At 66.6% G+C, this 14,977-nt stretch carries 14 protein-coding genes; 9 read left to right on the top strand and 5 right to left on the bottom strand.

Going from position 1 to position 14,977, the window contains the following annotated elements:
• Window positions 1–4: 4 nt before the first annotated feature.
• Both NGK62_RS02945 and NGK62_RS02940 read left to right on the top strand, forming a co-directional pair.
• Window positions 5–826, top strand: a complete 822-nt coding sequence (locus NGK62_RS02945) for an ABC transporter permease (RefSeq protein ID WP_251877359.1) — start codon at window positions 5–7, stop codon at window positions 824–826.
• Complete coding sequence (locus tag NGK62_RS02940) at window positions 823–2,598, top strand: ABC transporter ATP-binding protein (protein WP_251877357.1); 1,776 nt, start codon at window positions 823–825, stop codon at window positions 2,596–2,598. Before NGK62_RS02945 ends, NGK62_RS02940 begins: the two co-directional genes overlap by 4 nt.
• A gap of 10 nt (window positions 2,599–2,608) precedes the next feature.
• Here the strand turns inward: NGK62_RS02940 and NGK62_RS02935 are convergent, their stop codons facing one another.
• From NGK62_RS02935 to NGK62_RS02920, 4 genes are all read right to left on the bottom strand, one after another.
• Complete coding sequence (locus NGK62_RS02935) at window positions 2,609–2,953, bottom strand: antibiotic biosynthesis monooxygenase family protein (protein WP_059374714.1); 345 nt, start codon at window positions 2,951–2,953, stop codon at window positions 2,609–2,611.
• On the bottom strand, window positions 2,950–4,053 hold the full coding sequence (locus tag NGK62_RS02930) for a cytochrome P450 family protein (RefSeq protein WP_251877355.1): 1,104 nt from the start codon (window positions 4,051–4,053) through the stop codon (window positions 2,950–2,952). Before NGK62_RS02930 ends, NGK62_RS02935 begins: the two co-directional genes overlap by 4 nt.
• Before the next feature lie 72 nt (window positions 4,054–4,125).
• Window positions 4,126–4,986: an NAD-dependent epimerase/dehydratase family protein gene (locus NGK62_RS02925; RefSeq protein WP_251877353.1), complete on the bottom strand. Its 861-nt coding sequence runs from the start codon at window positions 4,984–4,986 to the stop codon at window positions 4,126–4,128.
• 75 nt (window positions 4,987–5,061) lie between these two features.
• Window positions 5,062–6,708 carry an electron transfer flavoprotein-ubiquinone oxidoreductase gene (locus NGK62_RS02920; protein ID WP_251877351.1) on the bottom strand — a complete coding sequence of 549 codons (1,647 nt, stop codon included), beginning with the start codon at window positions 6,706–6,708 and terminating at the stop codon, window positions 5,062–5,064.
• 112 nt (window positions 6,709–6,820) lie between these two features.
• Here NGK62_RS02920 and NGK62_RS02915 point away from each other — a divergent pair, with 112 nt between their 5' ends.
• From NGK62_RS02915 to NGK62_RS02905, 3 genes are all read left to right on the top strand, one after another.
• A complete protein-coding gene (locus NGK62_RS02915; RefSeq protein ID WP_059374708.1) occupies window positions 6,821–7,270 on the top strand; it encodes an acyl-CoA thioesterase in 450 nt (149 codons plus the stop codon).
• Between the two features lie 184 nt (window positions 7,271–7,454).
• On the top strand, window positions 7,455–8,153 hold the full coding sequence (locus NGK62_RS02910) for a CoA transferase subunit A (protein WP_025137174.1): 699 nt from the start codon (window positions 7,455–7,457) through the stop codon (window positions 8,151–8,153).
• 11 nt (window positions 8,154–8,164) lie between these two features.
• The gene (locus tag NGK62_RS02905) at window positions 8,165–8,818 is read left to right on the top strand and encodes a CoA transferase subunit B (protein WP_054450695.1); all 654 of its coding nucleotides are present in this window, start codon (window positions 8,165–8,167) and stop codon (window positions 8,816–8,818) included.
• 44 nt (window positions 8,819–8,862) lie between these two features.
• On the opposite strand, the gene NGK62_RS02900 is transcribed toward NGK62_RS02905, so the two are convergent.
• Window positions 8,863–9,321: a GNAT family N-acetyltransferase gene (locus tag NGK62_RS02900; protein WP_251877349.1), complete on the bottom strand. Its 459-nt coding sequence runs from the start codon at window positions 9,319–9,321 to the stop codon at window positions 8,863–8,865.
• Window positions 9,322–9,512: 191 nt separating this feature from the next.
• Between NGK62_RS02900 and NGK62_RS02895 the strand changes: the two genes are divergently transcribed.
• From NGK62_RS02895 to gsiB, 4 genes are all read left to right on the top strand, one after another.
• Complete coding sequence (locus tag NGK62_RS02895; protein ID WP_059374704.1) at window positions 9,513–10,388, top strand: MurR/RpiR family transcriptional regulator; 876 nt, start codon at window positions 9,513–9,515, stop codon at window positions 10,386–10,388.
• The gene (locus NGK62_RS02890) at window positions 10,385–11,365 is read left to right on the top strand and encodes an isoaspartyl peptidase/L-asparaginase family protein (RefSeq protein WP_059374702.1); all 981 of its coding nucleotides are present in this window, start codon (window positions 10,385–10,387) and stop codon (window positions 11,363–11,365) included. Before NGK62_RS02895 ends, NGK62_RS02890 begins: the two co-directional genes overlap by 4 nt.
• Window positions 11,366–11,409: 44 nt before the next feature.
• Window positions 11,410–13,290 carry a dipeptide ABC transporter ATP-binding protein gene (locus NGK62_RS02885; RefSeq protein WP_054450703.1) on the top strand — a complete coding sequence of 627 codons (1,881 nt, stop codon included), beginning with the start codon at window positions 11,410–11,412 and terminating at the stop codon, window positions 13,288–13,290.
• A gap of 67 nt (window positions 13,291–13,357) precedes the next feature.
• On the top strand, window positions 13,358–14,911 hold the full coding sequence (gene gsiB / locus NGK62_RS02880; RefSeq protein WP_059374697.1) for a glutathione ABC transporter substrate-binding protein GsiB: 1,554 nt from the start codon (window positions 13,358–13,360) through the stop codon (window positions 14,909–14,911).
• Window positions 14,912–14,977: the final 66 nt, after the last annotated feature.

Below are 14,977 nucleotides of genomic sequence, written 5' to 3'. Positions count from 1 at the left end.
CATCATGGGCTTTAAACATACCAATGCCGTCCTGGGCGGCGCGCTGGTCGGGGGCGTCGTGCTGCTGGCCCTGGTCGGGCTGGTGTACACGCCGCACGATCCGCTGGAAGGCGATCTGCTGGCGCGCTTTGCGCCGCCGTCGGCGGAGTACTGGCTGGGCACCGACGAGTTCGGCCGCGACGTGCTGTCGCGGCTGATGGCGGGCGCCGGGGTCAGCGTGGCGGTCAGCGTGTTTTCCGTGCTGCTGGCGCTGCTCCTGGGCACGACGATAGGCGTCACGGCCGGCTACGCGGGCGGCTGGGTCGATCGCGGCATCACCGTGCTGGTGGAGTCGCTGATGGCGTTTCCCGGCCTCTTGCTCGCGCTGGGCATCATGACTGTGCTGGGACCGTCCAAATGGGGCGTGGTGCTGGCGCTGGGCCTGGCGTATTCGCCGTCGGTGTCGCGCATTGCGCGCGGCGCGGCGCTGTCCCTGCGCCAGCGCGATTTCGTCATCGCCTCGCGCGCCACCGGGCATGGCGGCCTGTGGACCGTGTTCCGCCACGTGCTGCCCAACTGCCTGCCGCCGCTGCTCATCTTCGCGACCTCGATCTTCGGTTCCGCCCTGCTGGCGGAAAGCGCGCTGAGCTTTCTCGGCCTGGGCGTGCCGCCGCCGCTGGCCACCTGGGGCGGCATGCTGTCCGAGAGCCGCAACGCCATGGACCAGGCCATCTGGCTGGCGGTATTTCCGGGTGCCATGATTTCGTTGAGCCTGCTGGGCATCAATCTGCTGGGCGATGCGGTGCGCGACCTGCTGGATCCGCGCATGCGGGGGGTGACGGCATGAGCGCTGCAGAACCCCTGCTGTCGGTACGCGACCTGGAGATCCGCTTTCCCGGCAAGCGCGACGCCGCGCCTGTGGTGAACCGGGTGTCGTTCGATCTGCACGCCGGCGAATCGCTGTCCATCGTCGGTGAATCCGGCAGCGGCAAGACGCTGATCGGCAAGACCCTGTTGGGCCTGTTGCCCGACTCGGCGCGCATCACGGGCGGACAGGCGCTGTTCGAAGGCCAGGACTTGCTGCGGCAGGCGCCGCGCGATTGGCTGGCGATGCGCGGCACCGGCATCGGCATGGTGTTCCAGGAGCCGATGGTGTCGCTCAACCCGGCATTCCGCGTGGGCGAACAACTGATCGAGGCGCTGGTGCTGCGCCGTGGCATGGCGCGCCGCGAGGCCTGGGACGAGGCGGTCCGGATGCTGGAACGGGTGCGTGTACGCGACGCGCAGGATTGCATGAAGCGCTACCCGCATGAATTCTCCGGCGGCATGCGCCAACGCATTCTGCTGGCGGGCGTGATGCTGCTCAAGCCGCGCCTCCTGATCGCGGACGAACCCACCACCGCGCTGGACTGCGTGGTGCAGAAGGAAGTGTTGGACCTGATGTGCGAACTGACGCGCGAGCAAGGCACTGCGCTGATCTTCATCAGCCACAACCTGGCCCTGGTGGCCGCATACACGCAGCGCGTGCTGGTGATGTGCCGCGGTCTTGCGGTCGAGACCGGGCCAGTGGCCGAGGTCCTGTCGCGGCCGGCGGATCCATACACGCTCAGCCTGCTGGACGCGCTGCCCAAGCGCGGTCCGGCCCGTCCCGCCGTCGAAGGGCCGCCCATTCTGCAGGTGGACGGATTGGCAATCGACTACTCGGTCCGCGAGGGCTGGTTCCGCAAACGCGCGGTGCGCGCCGTGCACCGCGCGACGTTCGCGGTGGCGGCGGGGGAAACGTTGGCCATCGTCGGCGAGTCGGGCAGCGGCAAGACCACGGTCATGATGTCCATCCTGGGGCTGGTGCCGCAGGCGCAGGGGCGGATTGAATTGGATGGCCAGGCCTTGCCCGCGGGCGGTTCGGGCCAGTCTTGGCAGGCGGCGCGCCGGCGGGTGCAGATGGTGTTCCAGGATCCCTATTCATCGCTGGACCCGCGCATGACCATCGGCGACCTGGTGGGGGAAGGCCTGCGGCTGGAAGTTGGCATGACGGCGGAAATCCGCCGCAAGCGCGTGGCCGAGGCGCTGCGGGACGTGGGCCTGGGCGAGGGCTACGCGGAGCGCTATGCGCACGAACTCTCTGGCGGCCAGCGCCAGCGCGTGGCCATCGCGCGGGCGCTGGTGCTGCGGCCCGAGGTCATCATCGCGGACGAGCCGGTGTCGGCGCTGGACGTCACCGTGCAGAAGCAGGTGCTGGAGACCTTGATGTCGCTGCAGCGCTCGCATGGCTTTGCCTGCCTGCTGATTTCGCATGACCTGGGCGTGGTCGAGCAGATCGCCGACCGCGTGGTGGTGATGCTGCGCGGCCATATCGTCGAAGAAGGCACGCGCGATGAAGTGTTCGACCGGCCCACGCATCCCTACACGCGCCGCCTGTTGCAGGCAGTGCCGGAACTGCGTGGCAACCGGACCGAGGGCTTTCGCGTGGAAGTGCGCGACCTGCCGGCGGGCCCGGGGCGCGACGAGGCGGATTACTTCGATCCCTCATCCGCGCCGGGCCTGCCCGCGATGACGGCGGTGTTCGAATCCGGCGCCACCCATCGGGTGGCGCTGGCGGCAGCCGCGGCCGGGGCCTGAGGCACAGGCCTCAGCCATGCCGCTCGCGGCTGTCGGCGGGTGCCGCGTCGCGCTGGTTCATGCCATAGTCACGCAGCACCTGCGCCACGCGCAGGCGGTAATTGGCGAAGACGCCGCCGCGCCCGGCTTCCTGGGCCCGGCGGTGCGACTCCAGCGTGCGCCAGCGCTGGACCGCCGCTTCATCGCGCCAGAACGAGAGCGACAGCAGCTTGCCCGGCTCGGACAGGCTCTGGAATCGTTCGACCGAGATGAAGCCGTCCACGGCCTTCAGTTCGTCGATCAGGCCGGCGGCGATGTGCAGATAGGGATTGGGGTCGCCGTGGGCGGGTTCGACTTCGAATATCACTGCGATCATGGCGCTTGCTCCTCGGAAAAATCAAACTGCGGCACGCGCGCGTTGGGCAGCGGCCGGTAACGGAAACGGGCCGCCAGCGCGGCGGCATCCAGGCCTGCGCGCAGCAGGCGCGTGAGCGCGCCCGCCGCATGCTGGCGGGCCGGCAGGCGGCCGGGGCAGGCGTGCCCGAACGCGCCGAAAGTCCAGTGCGCCTCGGGCTGCGCCGTGGCGGCCGCGGCCAGCACCAGCAGCACGGTCTGGCCGGCTTCGATGTATAGACCGCCGACGTCGATGCCGGCGGCGAGAAAGCGCCGCGTGTTGTGCAGCGGCGGGTCGCTGCGTTCCACGTCATCCATCAGCGCCAGCGCCGCATCGCCCGTGAGGTCCGCGCGCAGGCCGCGCCGTCCGGCCAGGATGATGGCGTTGCCCAGCAGGCCTGCGCCGGCCTCGCAGGATTGGAACAGCAGGCCGGCCAGATTGGCGGCCAGCAGCGCCGACGCTATTCCCGCCCGCGCGCCGTCGTCGCGCAGCCGGCGCAAGGCGGGCGCGGCGTCTGGGGCCTGCAGATGCGACTCCAGGCGTGCCTGCAGACGCTGCGCGGCGGCGTGCCCCGCTTCAATGCGATCCGCCGCTGCGGTGGCGGGCAGCGCGGACAGGAACGCCGCGATATCGGCGGCGCAATCCGCGTACAGGCCTGGCGGCAGGCCCAGGAACGCGGCTTGCGCATGCACCGGCGCGGCGCTCAGGTAACGGTCGACGGCCGCGGCGTCCAGCGGGCCTGGATCCGGCCACATGGGCATACAGGCCTGCGCCGTCTGTTCGCGGAGGTAGGCGCTCAGCAGGGTCTTCACCCGCGTGTGCGTTGCGCTGTCGTTCATGCGCACGAAGCGGCCGAAGAGTTCGCCCGCCGGGCCTGGGCACAGTGCCTTGGGCACGGGCTCCGCCGCCGGACGCACGCGCGCGGCCGGATGTTGCATGATGGCCGCTATCGTGTCCGGATGGCTGGCCACCCACAGGTCCAGCGCCGCCTCGCGATACAGCGGCCGCTCGCGCGCCAGCGCGGCGTAGTACGGGTAGGGGTCGGGGTGAGTGACCGCCTGCAGGGGGTGGGCAGGATGCATGGCGATGGCCGGTAATGGATACGGCCGCCAGTATCCGCCAGCCTCGACGGTCACGATTCGATGCGCGGCGAACTATGCCTGCGGCGCGTCCGGGTTGCCTGCCGCTGCCAGCAGCGCGGCATAGCCGAGCCGCGAGTCCGGCCATTGCAGGGCGAAGCCGCTGGCGCGCAGGCGGGCGTTGCTCAGCTTCTTGCTGCCGACGTTGGCCGGCGCCGCCGCCTCGCGCGGCGCGGGGGCGCCGATCAGCCTGGCGAGGTCGGCGTAGAGCTCGTGCAAGGGCAGCGGCGTATCGTCGCAGCCTATGTAGACGGGCGCGGCGTGGGGCAGCAGCGCCAGGTGGACCACGGCCGCAGCCGCGTCGTCGATGTGGATGCGGTTGGCCCAGTGTTGGGGAGAGGATGGCGCGCCTGCCGCGCCTTGGCGCAGGCGTTCGATCAGTTGCAGGCGTCCGGGCCCATACAGCCCTGCCAGCCGCAAGGCGGTCGAGGGCAGGCCGCGGGCCGCCAACGCGGCTTCGGCTTCGAGCAGGATGCGGCCATTGCTGCCCAGCGGCGCGGGCGGCGTGTCTTCGTCGACCCAGCCGCCCTCGTGTTCGCCGTAGACCGCGCTGGATGAGACGAACACGATGCGCTTGAGCTGCGTGGCGTCCAGCGCGTCCAGCACGTGTTGCAGGCCATCGACGAATACCGCACGATAGGCGGCGGCTTCGCGCGCGCCGGGCGCGGGCAGGTGGATGAGCCGGGTGACGCCATCGGGCAGGGCGGGCAGTCCGTCGGCGCGGGAAATGTCGCCCCGCAGCCAGCGGATGCCGTCCGCCGTTCCGGCCGGCGGATTGCGGCGCAGCGCGTAGACTTCGTCGCCGCGCGCGAGGAAGCGCCGGGCCGCGCGCTGACCCAGGTCGCCGCAGCCGATGAGGAGTACGCGTTCAGTCATGGATAGTCCTGCCTGTCGAAAAAAAAGGCGCCCCGCGGGGCGCCTGTGGTGGCCGGGCGCGGGCGTCCGGTAGCTTTACATGCCGCTGTAGACGGGCCCTTCGCCGCCTTGCGGGGCCACCCAGACGATGTTCTGGGTCGGGTCCTTGATGTCGCAGGTCTTGCAGTGCACGCAGTTCTGCGCGTTGATCTGCAGGCGGTCCTCGCCGTGGTCGTCCTTGACGAATTCGTACACGCCCGCCGGGCAGTAGCGCGATTCCGGGCCGCCGTACTTGGCCAGGTTGACCTGCACCGGTATGGAGGGATCCTTGAGCGTCAGGTGGATGGGCTCGTTCTCGTCATGGTTGGTGTTCGAGATGAACACCGAGCTGAGCTTGTCGAAGGTGAGCTTGCCGTCGGGCTTGGGGTAGTCGATGCGCGCGCATTGCGATGCGGGCTGCAGACAGGCGTGGTCGGGCTTGTTGTGGCGCAGGGTCCAGGGCATCTTGCCCTTGAGCAGCAGCTGTTCGACGCCGGTCATCACGGTGGCGACGGTGCGGCCCTTCTTGAACCACTGCTTGAAGTTGCGCGCCTTGTTCAGCTCCGCATGCAGCCAGGAAGCCTCGAAGGCCGCGGGGTAGGCGGCCAGCTCGTCCTGGCGGCGGTCCGCGAGCAGCGCGTCGAACGCGGCTTCGGCGGCCAGCTTGCCGGACTTGATGGCGGCGTGGCTGCCCTTGATGCGCGAGGCATTGAGGAAGCCGGCCTCGCAGCCGACCAGCACGCCGCCCGGGAAGGTCAGTTTGGGCAGGGCCAGCAGGCCGCCCGCGGTGATGGCGCGCGCGCCGTAGGCGATGCGCTTGCCGCCTTCGAAGGTGCCGCGGATGGCGGGGTGCGTCTTGTAGCGCTGGAATTCGTCGAACGGCGACAGCCAGGGGTTGGCGTAGTCCAGGCCAACGATCATGCCCACCGCCACCAGGTTGTTGTCCAGGTGATAAAGGAAGGAACCGCCGTAGGTGTCGGCGTCCAGCGGCCAGCCGGCGGTGTGGATCACCAGGCCGGGCTTGGATTGGGCCGGATCGACTTCCCACATTTCCTTGATGCCGATGCCGTAGGACTGAGGATTGCGGCCGTCGTCCAGCTTGTAGCGGTCAATCAGCTGGCGGCCCAGCTGGCCGCGCGCGCCTTCGGCGAACACGGTGTAGCGGGCGTGCAGTTCCATGCCGGGCTGGTAGTGGTCGGTGTGCGAGCCGTCGCGGGCCACGCCCATGTCGCCGGTGGCCACGCCGCGGACGGCGCCGTTCTCGTCGTACAGCACTTCCACGGCCGCGAAGCCCGGGAAGATGTCCACGCCCAGCGCCTCGGCCTGCTCGCCCATCCACTTCACCACGTCGCCCAGGCGGACGATGTAGTTGCCTTCGTTGTGGAAACAGGGCGGCAGCAGCCAGTTGGGCGTGGTGCGCGCGCCGGTTTCGGACAGGAACATGAACTTGTCATGCGTGACGGGCACGTTCAGCGGCGCGCCTTTATCCTTCCAGTCGGGGATGAGCTCGGTCAGCGCCAGCGGGTCCATGACGGCGCCGGACAGGATGTGCGCACCCAGTTCCGCGCCCTTTTCAAGTACGCAGACGCCGATTTCCTGATTCTTCTCAGCGGCCAACTGCTTAAGACGGATAGCAGTGGCCAGGCCGGCGGGTCCACCGCCAACCACGACCACGTCATATTCCATCGACTCGCGTTCAGACATTGCAAAGCTCCCCGTATGTATTCCATATATGGCTGGAAGTATTATCGGCGATTGTATTGCAGGCGGAGGCCATGGTTGCCTTCGTATTTCTTTTAGCCATCAGGAGCAATTGGTGAACGCGGACAAAACCTCAGCGCGGATCCTGGCCGTGGGAGATATCCATCAAGTCGAACTGCCTTTGCGGTGGGGCGACTCGGACGCTCTGAACCATCTGAACAATGCGATGTATTTCCGCCTCATGGAAGAGGCCCGGATACAGATACTCTATGGCGCGGGTTTCGCGCTGCCCGCCGATCAGGGACTCATCCTGGCGCATGCGTCCTGCGATTTCCTGCGGCCGTTGACCTATCCGGCCAATGTGCTCGTGACGCACAAGCTCATGCGCATAGGCCGCTCCAGCGCGGAATTCGAATTGCTGCTGGAGAGGGCGGGCGACGAAGGCGGTCCTTATGCCCGCGCGCGCAACGTGCTAGTCTGGATGGACTATGTGGCCAATGCGTCCGCCCCGTGGCCGCATGAGGTGCTGGTCAAACTGGGCGCCATGTTCAAGCCCGGGGCTTGAATCGGCGCCGGCCAAAATAGCGCGTGCGTTGGCCGGCCATGCCGGTAAAATCAGCGCAAAATCAAAAAAGCAATAAGGGCGCGCCACCCTAGGCGCCAGCCGCACAGGACTCCGTACGGTGTTGCTGGGCCGGCGCCGGCAGCCGCGCCCTCTTCAAGTTCGACCTTAACTAGGAGTTGGAGCGATGGACAAGGTTTTTGCAAGCGCCCAGGAGGCGCTGGCAGGCATCGTCAAGGACGGCCAGATGATTGCCGTGGGCGGTTTCGGCCTTTGCGGCATTCCCGAGGCACTGATCGCCGCGCTGCGCGATTCGGGCGTGAAGGACCTCACTTGCATCAGCAATAACGCGGGCGTCGACGGCTTCGGCCTGGGCCAGCTGCTCAATACGCGCCAGGTCCGCAAGATGATTGCGTCCTACGTGGGCGAAAACAAGGAATTCGAGCGCCAGTATTTGTCGGGCGAACTCGAGCTGGAGTTCACGCCCCAGGGCACGCTGGCCGAGAAGCTGCGCGCCGGCGGCGCCGGCATCCCGGCCTTCTTCACCCGCACCGGCGTGGGCACCATCGTGGCCGACGGCAAGGAAATCCGCGAGTTCGACGGCCAACAATACGTGATGGAGCGTTCGCTGGTGCCGGACGTGTCGCTGGTCAAGGCGCACATCGCCGACCGCAGCGGCAACCTGGTGTTCCGCAAGACCGCCCGCAACTTCAATCCGAACGTCGCCATGGCGGGCAAGTTCACGGTGGTCGAAGTCGAGGAAATCGTTGATACCGGCAGCCTGGATCCCGATCAGATCCATCTGCCCGGCATCTATGTGCATCGGATCGTGCTGAACGCCACGCCCGAAAAGCGCATCGAACAACGCACCACTCGCCCGGCCTAAGGAGAACAGACATGGCATGGTCACGCGATGAAATGGCGGCACGCGCCGCGCGCGAGCTGCAAGACGGCTTTTATGTGAACCTGGGCATCGGCCTGCCGACCCTGGTGGCCAACCACGTGCCCAAGGGCATGGAAGTGTGGCTGCAATCCGAGAACGGCCTGCTGGGCATCGGCCCGTTCCCCACCGACGATGAAGTCGACGCCGACCTCATCAACGCAGGCAAGCAGACGGTCACGACCTTGCCCGGCTCCTCGATCTTCTCGTCGGCGGATTCGTTCGCGATGATCCGCGGCGGCAAGATCAACCTGGCCATTCTTGGCGCCATGCAGGTGTCCGAAAAGGGCGACCTGGCCAACTGGATGATCCCGGGCAAGATGGTCAAGGGCATGGGCGGCGCCATGGACCTGGTGGCGGGCGTTGGCCGCGTCGTGGTCCTGATGGAGCACGTGGCCAAGAAGAAGGACGGCACCGAGGACATCAAGCTGCTGTCCGAATGCAACCTGCCGCTGACGGGCGTGGGCGTGGTCGACCTGATCATCACCGACCTGGGCGTGATGGAAGTCACCGAAAACGGCCTCAAGCTGCTGGAAACGGCGCCGGGCGTGACGGTGGACGAGATCAAGTCCAAGACCCAGGCCAAGCTGGACGTGTCGGCAGTCAAGTAATCCTTGCGCCGCACCCACGAAAAACGCCCCTCCGGGGCGTTTTTTTATGCCGTTTCGTCGAGCCGCATTCCCACATGCGGGATGCCGTCCTCGATGTATTCCTCGGTGACCTGCACAAAGCCGTGGCCGCCGTAGTAGTTGCGCAAGCGGGCCTGGGCGCCCAGATACATGGCGCGGCCGGGCCAGCGCAGGCGTACTTCCTGCATCGCATGGCGGATCAGTTCGTGGCCCAGGCCCTGGCCGCGGGTCCAGGGGGCGGTGATGACGCGTCCGATCTCGATCTGGCCGTCCTTCAGCGACGGATCCAGGATGCGGCAATAGGCCGCGAGCTTGCCGTCCTGCCAGGCCATCAGGTGCGAGGTCCGCCCGATCAGATCCTTGCCGTCCATGTCCTGGAAGATGCAATTCTGTTCAATGACAAAGACTTCCGTGCGCAACTGCAGGATCGCGTAGATCTCGGTCACGGTCAGTTCCTGGTGCGGCTTGCAGATCCAATCGGGCATAGCGTCAATCCGGTGTGGCGGGGGTGGGAGGCCATTAGGGCGGGCCTTAGCGTACCTCAAACCGACCCCGTTTTATTTGATGCACTGTTACATGTTTTCACGGGTATACCCTTAGTATGAAAATCTATTTTCTTCTCTAAAATTTGTTTGTAAACAGATTTACATAAACTCCCGCTACACCTCCCTCCTCGATGAACAAGGCTGCACTTACGATTGCTGACCGGATCGCCCGGGCCCAGCCCGCGCTGAGCCGTACTCAGCACAAGATGGCCGAGTACGTGCTGGCGCACCAGTTCCGCGCCGCCACCATGACCATCGATGAGTTCGCCGCGGCAGTGGGGGTATCGGTGGCGACGGCCAACCGGTTTGCGCGCGCCCTGGACCTGCCGGGCTATCCGCAGTTCCGCGCCGAACTCGCGCGCGGCTTCGAGGCGGCGCTGGAGCCGGTGGAAAAGCTGCGCACCGAACTGGCGCATTCCGCCAGCGCCGTGCAGATCTTCGCCGCCACGCTGGAAGAAGACATCCGCAACGCCCAGCGCAACCTGCAGTCGCTGGACGCCGCCGCCTGCGAGCAGGCAGTGGAGGCCATCCTGGCCGCCGACCGCGTTTTCATCATCGGTTTCGGAGCCAGCGGCTTCCTGGCCGGCCTGTTGCAGCGCGGCCTTTGCATGCATCTGCATTCCGTCGAATCGCTGGCCGGTCCCGGCGGCGTGTCGCACGCGGCGCGCCAGATGGCGCGGATGACGTCCAAGGACCTGGTGATCGCCATCGGCTTTCCCCGCTATCTGGCCGACACGGTGACGCTGGCCGGAGCCGCCAAGCAGGCCGGCGTGCCCGTGCTGGTGCTGACCGACAAGCCCACCTCGCCGCTGGCGCCCACGGCTTCCGTGCTGCTGTATGCGTATTCCGCGCGCCAGCTGATTCCCAATTCCGAAACCGCTGCCCTGGGGCTGATCGAAGCCCTGTCGGCCGCGGTGGCCTATCGGGCCAAGAATTCCGTCGCGGCCGCCGCTGGGGTAACCCAGTCCGTCATGCCGTGGCTCATCCATGGAGTAGGTAAACGATGATTCAACCCGTGATCGCGATTCACGGTGGCGCCGGCGCGATGTCCCGCGCGGCCATGTCGCCCGAGAAAGAACAGGAGTACCTGAGCGCGCTGGAATCCATCCTGACCGCCGGCCAGGCCGTGCTGGCCCGGGGCGGCAGCGCCCTGGACGCCGTGACCGAAGCCGTCCGTCTGCTGGAAGACTGTCCGCTGTTCAACGCCGGCCATGGCGCCGTGTTCACCAGCGCCGCCACCCACGAGCTGGACGCCGCCATCATGGACGGCGCCACGCTGCGCTCGGGCGCGATCGCCGGCGTGCACCGCGTGCGCAACCCGGTATTCGCCGCGCGCAAGGTCATGGAAAACAGCAAGCACGTGTTCTTCGTGGGCGAGGGCGCCGAAGCCTTCGCCAAGGAAGAAGGGGTGGAACTGGTCGATCCTTCCTACTTCTCCACCGAAGCCCGCCGCGAGCAGCTGCTGCGCGTGCAGCGCGAAACGCCGGAAGCGGCGGTGCTGGACCACGACGGCCAGGCGCTGGTCGCGCGCGGCCAGCCGGCGCCGGCCGATCCGCTGGACTCGGACAAGAAGTTCGGCACGGTGGGCGCGGTGGCGGTGGACGCCCAGGGCAACCTGGCCGCGGCCACTTCGACCGGCGGCATCACCAACAAGCAGGTCGGCCGCGTGGGCGACGCGCCGCTGATCGGCGCCGGCACCTATGCCAGCAACAAGACCTGCGCGGTGTCCACCACGGGCACGGGCGAAATGTTCATCCGCATGGTCGCGGCCTATGACGTGGCGGCCCAGATGGAATATTGCGGCGCGTCGCTGGAAGCGGCCGCCGACCGCGTCGTGCATGAAAAGCTGCCCACCATCGAGGGCAAGGGCGGCCTGGTGGCTGTCGACGCCCAGGGCAATGTGGCCTTGCCGTTCAACACGGAAGGCATGTATCGAGGTTACGCCCGCGTCGGCGAGAAGCCGGTCACCGCTATCTACCGATAAGCGGCGGCGGGTTCGTTTTTTCAGTATTTGGGGAATCAAAAGAGATGGTTGATCGCGCAAACAGCCTGGCGCTGCCGGAAAACCGCGTGGTCCAGGTCGACGACCTGACAGTGCGCTTCGTGGGATCGGAGCGCACGGTCGAAGCCGTGCGCAATCTGTCGTTCCATGTGGACCGGGGCGAGACCCTGGCCATCGTGGGCGAATCGGGTTCGGGCAAATCGGTGACGTCCCTGGCGCTCATGCGTCTGGTGGAGCACGGCGGCGGGCGCATCGCCCAGGGCAGCATGGCCCTGCGGCGGCGCAACGGTTCCGTGATCGACCTGGTCGGATCCAGCCAACGCGAAATGCGCAGTGTGCGCGGCGCGGACATGGCCATGATCTTCCAGGAGCCGATGACCTCCCTGAACCCGGTCTTCACCGCCGGCGACCAGATCGCCGAATCGATCCGCCAGCACCAGGGCAAGGACGCCGCGGCCGCGCGCGCCGAGGCGCTGCGCATGCTGGAACAGGTCCGCATTCCGGAAGCCAAGTCGGTGCTGGACCGCTACCCGCACCAACTGTCGGGCGGCATGCGCCAGCGCGTGATGATCGCGATGGCGCTGGCCTGCAAGCCGGCGCTGCTGATCGCCGACGAACCCACCACCGCGCTGGACGTCACCATCCAGGCGCAGATCCTGCAGCTCATCCGTCAGTTGCAGGAAGAAATGCACATGGGCGTGGTGTTCATCACCCACGACATGGGCGTGGTCGCCGAAGTGGCCGACCGCGTGCTGGTCATGTACCGCGGCGACAAGGTCGAGGAAGGCCCGTCCGAGCAGGTATTCGCCTCGCCGCAGCACCGCTACACCAAGGCGCTGCTGTCGGCCGTGCCGAAGCTGGGCGCCATGCAGGGCACGGACCTGCCCGCGCGCTTCCCGCTGCTGCAGGCCGAAGGCCAGGCCCAGCCCGAGGCCGCTCCCGTCAGCGCGCCCGCCGCACCGGATGCCAAGCGCGAGCCCATCCTGAGCGTGCGCAAGCTGGTCACCCGCTTCGATCTGCGCGGCGGCATCATGAGCCGCGTGCAGCGCCGCGTGCATGCCGTGGAGCAGGTCAGCTTCGACCTGTTCCCCGGCGAAACGCTGTCGCTGGTGGGCGAATCCGGTTGCGGCAAGTCCACCACCGGCCGTTCGCTGCTGCGCCTGGTCGATAGCCAGGGCGGTGAAATCCGCTTCGGCGGCCGCGACATCGTGCGCCTGAAGAACACCGAACTGCAGTCCCTGCGCCGCGACATCCAGTTCGTGTTCCAGGACCCGTTCGCCTCGCTCGATCCGCGCGTGACGGTCGGCTTCTCCATCATGGAGCCGCTGCTGGTGCACGGCGTGGCCCGTGGCCGCGATGCCGAGCGCCGCGTGGCCGAGCTGCTGGAGCGCGTGGGCCTTCCCGCCGAAATGGCGCAGCGCTATCCGCACGAATTCTCGGGCGGCCAGCGCCAGCGCATCTGCATTGCGCGCGCCCTGGCCCTGAACCCCAAGGTCGTGATCGCGGACGAATCCGTGTCGGCGCTGGACGTGTCGATCCAGGCGCAGATCGTGAACCTGCTGATCGACCTGCAGCGCGACATGGGCATTTCCTTCCTGTTCATTTCGCATGACATGGCCGTGGTCGAGCGCGTCAGCCACCGCGTCGCCGTCATGTACCTGGGCCAGATCGTGGAGATCGGTCCGCGCCGAGCCATTTTCGAGAATCCGCAGCACCCTTACACCAAGAAGCTGATGTCCGCCGTGCCGATCGCCGATCCGGCCCGCCGCCACATGAAGCGCACGCTGTTGTCCGACGAAATCCCCAGCCCTATCCGCAAGCTCGGCGACGAGCCGGTGGTGCAGCCGCTGGTGCAGGTCGGAACGGATCACTTCGTCGCCCGGCATCCGGTCGGCGGAGCGTATTGAGTCAGTCGTCGTAATTGTTTTTCTTCCACCAAACCCCCTAATTCCTTTTTTGGAACCAGGAGTTGCAATGATGAAAGTTCTGCGCCCCACCAAACTGATGGCCGCCGCTGCGCTGGCCTTCGGCGTGATCGCGTCGCCGCTGGCGCATGCCGCCAAGGACGTGACGTTCGCCGTCTCCATCGCGCTGGAAACGCTCGATCCGTACAACACCAACAGCACGCTGAACCAGGCGGCCGGCAAGGCCTACTACGAAGGCCTGTTCGAATTCGACAAGGACCTGAAGATCCAGAAGGTTCTGGCCACCGACTACACCGTCAGCGAAGACGGCCTGGTCTACACCTTCAAGCTGCGTCCCGGCGTGAAGTTCCATGACGGCACCGATTTCAACGCCGAAGCCGTCAAGATCAACTTCGACCGTCCGGCCAATCCGGACAACCGCCTGTCGCGCTACATCCAGTTCAGCGTGATCGACAAGACCGAAGTGGTCGATCCGATGACCGTCAAGATCACGCTGAAGAAGCCGTTCTCGGCCTTCATCAACGCGCTGGCCCACCCGGCCGCCATGATGATCTCGCCCGCCGCGCTGGCCAAGTACGGCAAGGAAATCGGCTTCCACCCCGTGGGCACCGGTCCCTTCGAATTCGTCGAATGGAAGCCGGCCGAATACCTGAAGGTCAAGAAGTTCGACGGCTACTGGAAGAAGGGCTACCCCAAGGTCGACACCCTGACCTTCCGTACCGTGACGGACAACAACACCCGCGCCGCCGTGGTGCAGACGGGTGAAGCGCAGTTCGCCTTCCCGGTGCCGTTCGAGCAAGCCGCCGTGCTGAAGAAGAACGACAAGCTGGACGTGGTCGATCACCAGAACTCGATCATGGCGCGCTACCTGTCGATGAACACGCAGCAAAAGCCGTTCGACAACGTCAAGGTGCGTGAAGCCATCAACTACGCCATCAACAAGGAAGCCCTGGCCAAGGTCGCTTTCTCGGGCTATGCCACCATCGTCGACGGCGTCGTGCCGCAAGGCGTGGACTACGCGTACAAGACCGGCCCGTGGCCGTACGACATCAAGAAGGCCAAGGCCCTGCTGGCCGAAGCCGGCTACCCCAACGGCTTCGAAAGCCAGCTGTGGTCCGCCTATAACGACGGCACCTCGGTGAAGGTGGTGCAGTTCCTGCAGCAGCAACTGGCGCAAGTCGGCATCAAGGTGTCGGTCGAAGTGCTGGAATCGGGCCAGCGCGTGCAGCGCGTCCAACAGGTGCAGAAGCCTGAAGACGCCAAGGTCCGCATGTACTACGCCGGCTGGTCGTCCTCGACCGGCGAAGCCGACTGGGGCCTGCGTCCGCTGCTGACCACCGCCGCATTCCCGCCGGTGCTCAACAACGTGTCGTACTACTCGAACAAGTCGGTGGACGACGGCATCCAGCAAGCCCTGGCCACGACCGACCGCGCCAAGAAGACCGAGATCTACAAGAACGTTCAGGAAACCATCTGGAAGGACGCCCCGTGGGCCTTCCTGGTGACCCAGAACAACCTTTACGTGAAGTCGAAGAACCTGTCGGGCGTGTACGTTGAGCCGGACACCTCGTTCTGGTTCGGCGACATCGATCTGAAGCAGTAAATCTGGCAGTAACTCTCGGGGCCTAGTCGCCCCTGTAAGGCCACATACGGCGGGGGCGCGGTGTCC

It is taken from the genome of Achromobacter sp. Marseille-Q4954 (assembly GCF_943737025.1).
Classification (GTDB): domain Bacteria; phylum Pseudomonadota; class Gammaproteobacteria; order Burkholderiales; family Burkholderiaceae_B; genus Achromobacter; species Achromobacter bronchisepticus_A.
The sequence above is the reverse complement of the archived record's forward strand: the minus strand, read 5'-3'. Positions and strand labels throughout refer to the sequence as shown.